General features: G+C 55.4%; 10 protein-coding genes and 1 pseudogene. 7 read left to right on the top strand and 4 right to left on the bottom strand.

Translation table 11 applies throughout. The features are described from left to right. Positions 1–12: 12 nt before the first annotated feature. From pstB to AC2FNN_RS15360, 4 genes are all read left to right on the top strand, one after another. Complete coding sequence (pstB, locus tag AC2FNN_RS15345) at positions 13–810, top strand: phosphate ABC transporter ATP-binding protein PstB (protein ID WP_496759387.1); 798 nt, start codon at positions 13–15, stop codon at positions 808–810. Positions 811–826: 16 nt separating this feature from the next. Beyond that, positions 827–1,528 carry a phosphate signaling complex protein PhoU gene (gene phoU / locus AC2FNN_RS15350; protein WP_496759388.1) on the top strand — a complete coding sequence of 234 codons (702 nt, stop codon included), beginning with the start codon at positions 827–829 and terminating at the stop codon, positions 1,526–1,528. A 12-nt stretch (positions 1,529–1,540) separates the two neighbouring features. Then, positions 1,541–2,230 carry a phosphate regulon transcriptional regulator PhoB gene (phoB, locus tag AC2FNN_RS15355; RefSeq protein ID WP_496759389.1) on the top strand — a complete coding sequence of 230 codons (690 nt, stop codon included), beginning with the start codon at positions 1,541–1,543 and terminating at the stop codon, positions 2,228–2,230. A gap of 186 nt (positions 2,231–2,416) precedes the next feature. Next, positions 2,417–3,184, top strand: coding sequence for an SDR family oxidoreductase (locus AC2FNN_RS15360; RefSeq protein ID WP_496759390.1), 768 nt, complete (start codon positions 2,417–2,419; stop codon positions 3,182–3,184). Here AC2FNN_RS15360 and AC2FNN_RS15365 read toward each other — a convergent pair. Together AC2FNN_RS15365 and AC2FNN_RS15370 are read right to left on the bottom strand one after the other, a co-directional pair. Beyond that, entirely contained in the window at positions 3,181–4,050 is an 870-nt protein-coding gene (locus AC2FNN_RS15365; RefSeq protein ID WP_496759391.1) for an acyl-CoA thioesterase, read from the bottom strand. The two genes, AC2FNN_RS15360 and AC2FNN_RS15365, sit on opposite strands and share 4 nt — an antisense overlap. A gap of 51 nt (positions 4,051–4,101) precedes the next feature. Further along, the gene (locus AC2FNN_RS15370) at positions 4,102–5,316 is read right to left on the bottom strand and encodes a serine hydrolase domain-containing protein (protein WP_496759392.1); all 1,215 of its coding nucleotides are present in this window, start codon (positions 5,314–5,316) and stop codon (positions 4,102–4,104) included. Between the two features lie 216 nt (positions 5,317–5,532). On the opposite strand from AC2FNN_RS15370, the gene AC2FNN_RS15375 reads away from it, so the two are divergent. Then, the gene (locus tag AC2FNN_RS15375; RefSeq protein WP_496759393.1) at positions 5,533–6,162 is read left to right on the top strand and encodes a 2-hydroxychromene-2-carboxylate isomerase; all 630 of its coding nucleotides are present in this window, start codon (positions 5,533–5,535) and stop codon (positions 6,160–6,162) included. A 28-nt stretch (positions 6,163–6,190) separates the two neighbouring features. On the opposite strand, the gene AC2FNN_RS15380 is transcribed toward AC2FNN_RS15375, so the two are convergent. After that, positions 6,191–7,009, bottom strand: coding sequence for an SDR family oxidoreductase (locus tag AC2FNN_RS15380; protein ID WP_496759397.1), 819 nt, complete (start codon positions 7,007–7,009; stop codon positions 6,191–6,193). 456 nt (positions 7,010–7,465) lie between these two features. On the opposite strand from AC2FNN_RS15380, the gene aroQ reads away from it, so the two are divergent. Next, positions 7,466–7,915 carry a type II 3-dehydroquinate dehydratase gene (gene aroQ, locus AC2FNN_RS15385; RefSeq protein WP_496759394.1) on the top strand — a complete coding sequence of 150 codons (450 nt, stop codon included), beginning with the start codon at positions 7,466–7,468 and terminating at the stop codon, positions 7,913–7,915. Beyond that, positions 7,912–8,667: an autoinducer binding domain-containing protein gene (locus AC2FNN_RS15390; RefSeq protein WP_496759395.1), complete on the top strand. Its 756-nt coding sequence runs from the start codon at positions 7,912–7,914 to the stop codon at positions 8,665–8,667. Before aroQ ends, AC2FNN_RS15390 begins: the two co-directional genes overlap by 4 nt. A 367-nt stretch (positions 8,668–9,034) precedes the next feature. Here AC2FNN_RS15390 and AC2FNN_RS15395 read toward each other — a convergent pair. Further along, a pseudogene (locus AC2FNN_RS15395) lies at positions 9,035–9,283 on the bottom strand (translation elongation factor Ts); the annotation flags it as partial.

The following is a 9,283-nucleotide window of genomic DNA, read 5'->3' on the forward strand; positions in this document are numbered from 1 at the left end:
ATGGGGGCTGAAATGAACGACATGACACGAGTGGAGAGAACCGTGGACTCCAAAGACATCAAGATCAACGCCAAGAACGTACAGGTTTTCTACGGTGAGGCCCATGCGATCAAGGACGTGAGCGTTGAGATCGAGGACAAGACCGTCACGGCCTTCATCGGTCCATCTGGTTGTGGCAAATCCACCTTCCTGCGTTGCCTGAACCGAATGAACGACACCATCGATATCTGCCGCGTCGAAGGCGACATCCTGCTGGATGGAGAAGACATCTATGACAAGCGTGTCGATCCGGTCCAGTTGCGCGCCAAGGTCGGAATGGTGTTCCAAAAACCCAACCCGTTCCCGAAGTCGATCTATGACAACGTGGCCTATGGCCCGCGCATTCACGGCATGGCCCGCAACAAGGCGGAACTGGATGAAATCGTGGAAAAATCCCTGCGTCGCGGCGCGATCTGGGATGAGGTCAAGGATCGACTGGATGCACCTGGCACCGGTCTGTCCGGTGGCCAGCAGCAGCGTTTGTGCATCGCCCGGGCCGTCGCCACCGAACCCGAAGTTCTGTTGATGGACGAGCCGTGCTCGGCCCTTGATCCGATCGCGACCGCACAGGTCGAAGAGTTGATCGATGAGCTGAGGTCGCGGTTTTCGGTTGTGATCGTCACCCACTCGATGCAGCAGGCTGCACGGGTCAGTCAGAAAACGGCCTTTTTCCACTTGGGCAATCTGGTTGAATTCGGTGAAACCGGCCAGATCTTTACCAATCCGATAGATCCGCGCACGGAAAGTTATATTACCGGTCGCATCGGCTAAGCACAGGTATCTGACAATGAGCGAACAACATATTGCAACTGCTTTTGACCGCGACCTCGAAGCGATCCAAGCGCATATCATGAAGATGGGCGGGCTGGTCGAGGCCGCCATCATAGGCGCGGCGCGCTCGCTGGAAACCCGCGATGAAGAGTTGGCGCAAGAGGTGCGAAAAGGCGACAAGGCCATCGACGCGCTTGAAGAGCTGATCAACGAAGAAACGGCTAGGTTGATTGCGCTGCGTGCACCCACGGCCAGTGACCTGCGGCTGATCCTGTCGGTTCTGAAGGTGTCCGGCAACCTTGAGCGCATTGGCGACTATGCCAAGAATATCGCCAAACGAACCACTGTTCTGGTCAATGCCAGCGAGATCTCCGGAAGCGCTGCGGCCCTGCGCCGTATGGCACGCGAGGTCGAACGGATGCTGCGTGATGCGCTGGACGCCTATATTCAGCGCGATGCGGAACTGGCCACAGACGTCATCAACCGCGATGAAGAGGTGGACCAGATGTATAACGGCCTGTTCCGGGAGTTTCTGACGTTCATGGCCGAAGACCCGCGCAATATCTCGGCCTGCATGCACCTGCATTTCATCGCCAAGAACATCGAACGCATGGGCGATCACGTAACCTCGATCGCCGAACAGGTCGTGTATCTGGTCACCGGCGACCGCCCGGCCGAAGCCCGGCCCAAGGCTGACACCACGTCGCAAACCGTGTAGGAGACGATTGAGATGTCAGCAGATCAACCTACCGTTCTGGTTGTAGAAGATGAAATGGCCCAGCGTGAGGTTTTGGCCTACAATCTGGAAGCTGAAGGATTTCGGGTTTCCAAGGCCGCCAACGGCGAAGAAGCCATGCTGTTGGTGGACGAAGACTGTCCGGACATCATTGTTCTGGACTGGATGATGCCCAATCTGAGCGGTATCGAGGTCTGCCGACGCCTGAAAAGCCGCCCGGACACGCGTTCAATCCCGATTATCATGTTGTCGGCCCGGACCGAGGAAGTGGACAAAGTTCGCGGCCTGGAAACCGGTGCGGATGATTACGTGGTCAAGCCATATTCCGTGGTCGAGCTGATGGCGCGCGTTCGCACGCAATTGCGCCGCGTCCGTCCTTCGACCGTTGGTTTGCGCCTGGAATTCGATGACATCATTCTTGACTCCGAGACGCACAAGGTCAGCCGGGACGACAAACCCCTGAAGCTTGGGCCGACCGAGTTCCGGCTTCTAAGCACATTCATGGAAAAGCCGGGCAGGGTCTGGAGCCGCGAGCAATTGCTGGACCGGGTTTGGGGCCGCGACATCTATGTCGATACCCGAACCGTCGATGTGCATATCGGGCGTTTGCGCAAAGCTCTGACGCAATATGGCGGGACCGATCCAGTGCGAACCGTCCGCGGCGCGGGATACGCCTTGGGGTAATCACATCCTGCGCACATGATGGCAAATTCGTTTGAATGTTGGCAGGAGTCGTATTTGGGGATGGTGCGCTCCTGGCTGTGTTCACTATTCGTATAATCAGTATTATGGTAATTATAGGTTACTTGTAACTTGGCCGCAAAGTGAACACTCTGCCCAGAACACACAAGACTTGTTTTGGAATGCGCCATGGAACTCAGAGACAAAACTGTCGTCGTGACCGGCGCCGCAGACGGCATTGGCCGGGGTTTGGCGGCGCGCTTTGCTCAGGACGGTGCGCGCGTCATCTGTTCGGATATTGACGCAGCCGGAGCCCGTGACATCGCAACACAAACTGGCGGCGTTGCGTTCACATGTAACGTCTCGGATGAGGAACAGATCAAGGCGTTGATTGATTTCACCGAAGATACTGTTGGTCCAATTGATCTGTTCTGCGCAAATGCCGGAATCCTGACGCTTGGCGGTCTGGATGTTCCCGACGATCAATGGGAAAAGATTTGGAAAATCAACGTGATGTCGCACGTGTGGACCGCGCGGCACTTGGTGCCTCGTATGATCGGTCGCGGCGGCGGATATATTCTGACGACGGCCTCGGCGGCGGGTTTGCTGAACCAACCCGGTGCGGCGCCATACGGTGTCACGAAACACGCGGCAGTCGGATTTGCCGAGTGGCTGTCGCTGACATATGGCACCAAAGGTCTGCGGGTATCGGTTCTTTGTCCTCAGGCGGTCCGGTCGAAAATGACTGAAGGACACGAGGTTTCAGTGGCATCGATCGACGGAATGCTGGAGCCCGAAGACGTCGCTGAAACCTGCGTACAAGCCATCCGGGAAGAACGGTTTCTGGTTCTTCCGCATCCGCAGGTGTTGGATTATCTGCAACTCAAAGCGGCTGATTACGATCGCTGGCTGGGCGGGATGCGAAAGTTGAATCAACAGTTTACGCCAGATACCTAAAGTTTTCTCTGAACCTTCCTCATAAGACCTTCCTGAGCCACCGACGCGACCAGGGTTCCGTCTTCTGAATAGATCGATCCGCGATTGAAGCTGCGTCCCTGCCCCGTCCACGGAGAATCCATCACATACAGATGCCAGTTCTGAAATTTCACAGGTGCATGAAACCACAAAGCATGATCCAGGCTGGCGCCGTTGAATTCCCCGGAAAACCAGCTGAGCCCGTGTGGTCGTAAACCCGACGACATCAGGTTCATATCTGACGCATAAGCCAAAAGCAGATGTTGAGTTTTCGCGTCCGCAGACGCGGCAGCCGCCATGCGAAACCAGGTTTTGTTGCGGTCTTCCGACACTTCGGGGTTGAACGGATCCAGATGATCCACCTCGCGAACTTCGATCGGGCGTTCACGCAGAAGCTCACCCCGAAAACCTTCGGGCACGCGATCCACATATGCGTGTCGAAGCTCGGAACGCGATGGATATGTCTGGGGTGGATTCACGGTTGGCATCGGATGCTGATGTTCCCAACCTTCATCCTGAACGTGAAAGGAAGCTGACATATTCAGGATCTGCCTGCCATTCTGAATGGCGACAACGCGGCGGGTTGTGAACGACCCCCCGTCACGTGCCCTATCAACTTGATAAATAACGGGTTTATCTGGGTCTCCAGGTCGGATAAAATAGGCGTGCAGGGAATGGCACAACCGGTTTTCCACGGTTCTGTACGCCGCAGCCAAGGCCTGCGCGATGACCTGACCGCCGAAAATTCGGGTTGGTGTTTCTCCACCTGACCCGGTGCCGCGGAAAAGATCGACTTCAAGCCGTTCGATATCCAGAAGGTCCAGTAAGATGCGTTCCGCTTCGGTCATAGTCTGCTCATGGGCTAATTGATCGAAACCCGGGTATCAGCCTGAGCAAAATCATTCAATCATGGCCGCGTGCACCAAGGCCTTGAGTTCAGCCCGGGACGGGTAGGAACTGGACGGCGACAATTGCGTGAAGAACACAGCCGTCAGATCGTTCTGCCAGTCGATCCAGAAATAGGTCGAGGCCATGCCACCCCAGCTGAAATCGCCAACGGACCCGGGCACGCGCACCCGACCTGGGTTCAGGACAATGGACCCTGCAAGGCCAAATCCCATGCCCTCCATCGGCTGTTCTGCAAAGCTCTTTGGTCCCATCGAAGCGATATCGCCCGGCAAGTGGTTGCGCATCATGAAGTCCACCGTTTTAGGGCCAAGCAGTTGATGCCCGTTGCCGGACCCGCGATTGCGAAGCATGTCGACGAATTTGACATAGTCATCGATTGTGGAAACCAGCCCGCCGCCGCCCGAGAAGGTTGTCGCATTTGCAAATGGTGAAGCTTCGTGGGCATCCACCAGCCGCAAGGTATCGCCTCCCTGATCCGCGGAATTCAACGCCATCGCGTCGCCAGCCAGCGGCGTATAAAGAGAGGCGAACCGGTCCCCTGCCCCCGCCGGCACGGAAAACCCGGTTTCGCGCATCTCGAGGGGTGCCAAGATTTCCCGCCTGAAGAATTGTTCCAGGGTCTGTCCCGAGACGACCTCGACAACGCGTCCAAGCACGTCGGTTCCAACAGAGTATTCCCAACGTGTCCCGGGCTGGAAAGCCAAAGGTAACTCTGCCAGTTCACGTACGCGATCTTTCAGAAGCCCCTGATTTGGTTTGAATATCAGGTCCTTATTATCCATCGCCTCCGGCAGAATCCCGGGATTGAACGGATAGCTGAAACCGCCGGTATGGGTCAGCAACTGATGGAGGGTCGGGCTTGCCGCGTCCTCGGTTTGATCCAGCCTTTCCGCGCCGGGTACCAGAGCCTGCATCTGTTGGAATTCGGGAAGGAAATCGGACAGCGGCGCGTCGAGGTGAAACAGCCCTCGTTCCGCCAGCATCATCAAGGCAACAGACGTGACGGGTTTGGTCATCGAGTAGATGCGCACCAGCGTGTCGCGTTGGAACGGCAAGTCCTCTTCCAGATTTCGAAGGCCGCTGGCGTGGAAAAAGACCTCATCCCCTTTGTGCTTCAGCAAAAAGGACGAGCCCGCGTATTTACGCTGCTCAACATAGCGGTCCATCCAGATGCGAATCCGGCCCAGGCGCGTTTCATCGAACATGACTTGTTTTCGAAGCACTTTTTGAGTTCCACCAGACGTTGATTAATATCGTGTATGCGTGGGGCCTGAAACAACAGCAAAACCCGGGCTGAAATGAATGGTTATACAAGCAGTGCCAAGAGGCACACCTTAAATCCAGGTGATACAATGAAACCGATACAGATTCGCTTGTAAATTTTTGGATGGGGTCATACCGGACCGGTCTGGAGGAACATCATGACGCAAAACATAGATTTCGTTTACGACTTTTGCAGCCCAAATGCCTTTCTGGCCCACAAGATGCTGCCAGAGCTGGCCGAGCGGCACAATGCCAGGATCACTTATTCCCCTGTCCTTCTGCCTGTTGTTTTCAAGGCAACGCACAACCAGAGCCCGTTTCAGGCATTTTCCGAGAACCGCCAGAAAACCGCCTATCTTACTCATGACTTGCATCGGTTCGCGCGGCGTCGCGGGTTGAGCTTTCACATGAGCCCGCATTTTCCGATCAATACGAAATTTGCGATGCGCGGCGCCCGGTTCGCCAGTGATAAATCATGGGAAATCAAATACATAAACGCCATCTTTGATGCCATATGGGTGCACGGGCAAAAGGCGGACGAATTGGCCGTTCTGATTGACATTCTACAGGAAAATGAACTGCCGGTTCGTAAGCTGCGCGAGGCCATGACAAGCCCTGAAATCAAACAGGACCTGAAGGATCAGACCAAATCGTTCGTTCGCCGCGGCGTTTTTGGCGTTCCCAGCCTGTTTTACGGCTCTGAAATGTTCTTTGGCAAGAACAGCTTGCCGAACCTGGAAATTGAGCTGTCGAAAAACAAGAAACGGCACAAATCCAACACGTTGTGAAACGGATCGGCTTTGACCGCAGCGCGACTTAGAAGGCTTCGGCAAAGATATTGCCCGACGTTACGACGTTGATCCCACCAGAAACCGGGATTATCGAACCGGTTACATAACTGCCGCCACGTCCGCACAGAAACAGCACGCATCCCGCTATATCTTCGTCACAGCCGACGCGCCCAAGCGGCACTGACTTGCCGACCTTTTCACGCTTGTCTTCATCCGCTGTAGCAAAGGCTGTCATCCGCGATACGAACGGCCCCGGAGCCAGCGCGTTGACCGTCACGTGGTAAGGCGACAATTCCTTGGCCATGATTTTTGTCAGATGCAGAACCGCGGCCTTCGAGGCTGAATAGCTATAGGCACCATCCCCCATGGGAATTTCTCCCATCACGGACCCGACGTTCACAACCCTGGCCGGATCATCTGCGGTTCCGGATTGCATCAACATCGACAGCAGCCTCTGGGTAAGCTCGAATACCCCGGCCACGTTGACCGACATCACCTTGTCCCACGCGTCATACGGAAACTGACCCATGGGTGCACCCCAGGTCACGCCAGAGTTATTCATAAGAATATCAAGCCTTTCCGTACGGTCCTGAATGTCCGACACCAGTTTGGCGATGCTTGCCTCGCTACCGATGTCGCCGGCAAACCCTTCGGCACTTCCAGGCGCCTCCAGCGCATTCAGCTCGGCGGCGGCCGCGACACACGCGTCCCCGTTTCGAGAAGCGATCAGTACACGCGCGCCGGCCCTGACCAATGCCTCTGCGGCCATCCGACCGATACCCGTGGCGCCTCCGGTGACCAATGCGGTTTTGCCGGGCAGCGAGAAAAGGGTATCCGGGGTCATTGTCATGTTCCTCTGCTATATCTGATTTCGTTTGCGTTCCGACCCGGTTCTAAGCCGTGTTGTCTTTACGGCAATCAGCCGCCCGCTGCGTTGGAGCGTAACCGGGTTGAACGAAAATTCCACATGACAATGTACAATCGCATCAAGGACGGTATGCAAGTATTACTCAGCGTCGCAAGGGGCCGACCGAAAACCCCGGACAGTTTCTGTTTTCTGATCGTGAAACCGACGCCAATGCGCCCGAAAACCTGTTTTCCCGCAACCGAAAAACGGACGTGGATGTACGACCCAAGTCCAAACGGACGCGCGGTGTCCTCATGTCGAATGACTGAAGATGGTTTCCTCTTCCATCTCAAGGTCTGTTTTCCGGGCAACTGTCTGTATTCAATCCGCCAAAGTCAGGTAGACAACCCAGCCTTTTCGCGTCTATGAACCAAGTATGGGGATCGTGAAAACATGCATAACGTTTTGGTATTGAATGGCCCAAACCTCAATCTGCTTGGCACACGGCAGCCCGAGGTTTACGGCAGCACGACACTACATATGATCGAGGACCGTTGCGTTCAGCATGGCGCCTCTATTGGGCTGGAAGTCACCCACCAGCAATCCAATCATGAAGGTGTGCTGCTTGACGCCATTCACGCGGCCCGCGGTGTACAAAGCGGGCTGATACTGAACGCAGGCGCGTTCACGCATACGTCGATTGCCCTTATGGATGCGATTGCATCGGTGGAACTGCCGGTTGTCGAAGTGCATCTTTCCAACATTCATGCCCGGGAAGCCTTTCGGCACAGGTCCTACATAGCCCCTGTCGCACTGGGTCAGATCTGTGGCTTCGGTGCCCACAGCTATATCCTCGCGCTGGACGCGCTCGCGGCTCATCTGATGGCGGGCAGCGCGACATGAAGCTCAAGGAATATCTTCGCTTTGTCAGCTACGCCAAAACCTTGGAAGACCTGTGGGACGCACATTGCCGGCAAATGGCCGAGTTCGGATTTACCCGCCTGATCTATGGGTACACGCAATTTCGGACGGCCACGTCCTTGGGTGACCCGGAAGATTTCGTAATCCTGACGAACCACAAACGGGCTTATGTGGACGGGTTCATCAAGGATGGTCTGTATTTTCACGCTCCGATGTTGAAGTGGGCCTTGGACAACGAAGGCGCCGCCAGCTGGAAAATGTTGCAGGACATGAGCTCTGGCGGAACGATGACCGCGAAGGAGCGCGAAGTTTTTGAGTTCAACAAATCCATGGGCGTGGTTTCCGGCTATACCGTCAGCTTCAACTCGGTTTCCATGCGCTCGAAGGGGGCGATTTCCCTGTCGGCCAATGAAGGGCTGAGCCAGAAAGATGTGGATGCGGTGTGGGAAGAGCACGGCGACGACATTCTGCTTATGAACAATGTCGCCCACCTGAAAATCCTGACATTGCCGTTCCTTCCGCCGAACCGGGCACTTACCAAACGCCAACGCGAAGCTTTGCAGTGGGTTGGTGACGGGAAAACCACTCAGGATATCGCGCTGTTGATGGGACTGACATCTGCAACGGTAGAGAAGCACCTGCGACTCGCGCGCGAGGCGCTTTCGGTCGAAACGACTGCGCAAGCGGTTCTCAAGGCGTCACTGCACAATCAGATGTTCATTATGGAAGCATAACCGCAATATTTTGACGCTATCCCGCGTCAGTTTACCCTAGGTAAGGAAATCACTACTTTTCAAACCAATCGTAAAAGTTGCAAAGTGAGAGTGTTCCGTGAGTGGTGGCTTTAGCCAGGGAACATTGGATTGGATCTTTGCAATAACAAAGCTCTCCGATCACTCTGACAAGGGGGCGCCTATTTGTCCGCGTACCGGTGTCGGAATTTTGGGGGGCCTCGACCATCCCCATCATGCGGGGCCCTCCAATCCTTCTATACTTATGAAAGTTTTCTTATTGCCGGTGGCAAAAGAAAAAGGGTTACGCGATGCGCAACCCTTCAATTTTGTTGGGAAAGGCCGTTGCCGGCACTTTCCCTGTAACGTTTTAGCCTTGTGCGGCTTTGGCGACTTCAGCGGCGAAATCTTCTTTTTCAACCACGATACCTTCGCCAACTTCCAAACGAACGAAACCGGTGATGGTCGCGCCGGCTTCCTTGGCCGCGGCTTCGACGGTCAGGTCAGGATTCACGACAAATTGCTGGTTCAGCAGAGTCGATTCCGCGACGAATTTCTTCATGCGGCCTTCGATCATCTTTTCGATCACCTGCTCCGGCTTGCCGGATTCGCGGGCGAT

The sequence above is a fragment of the Ruegeria sp. BHSA118 genome (genome assembly GCF_059613405.1).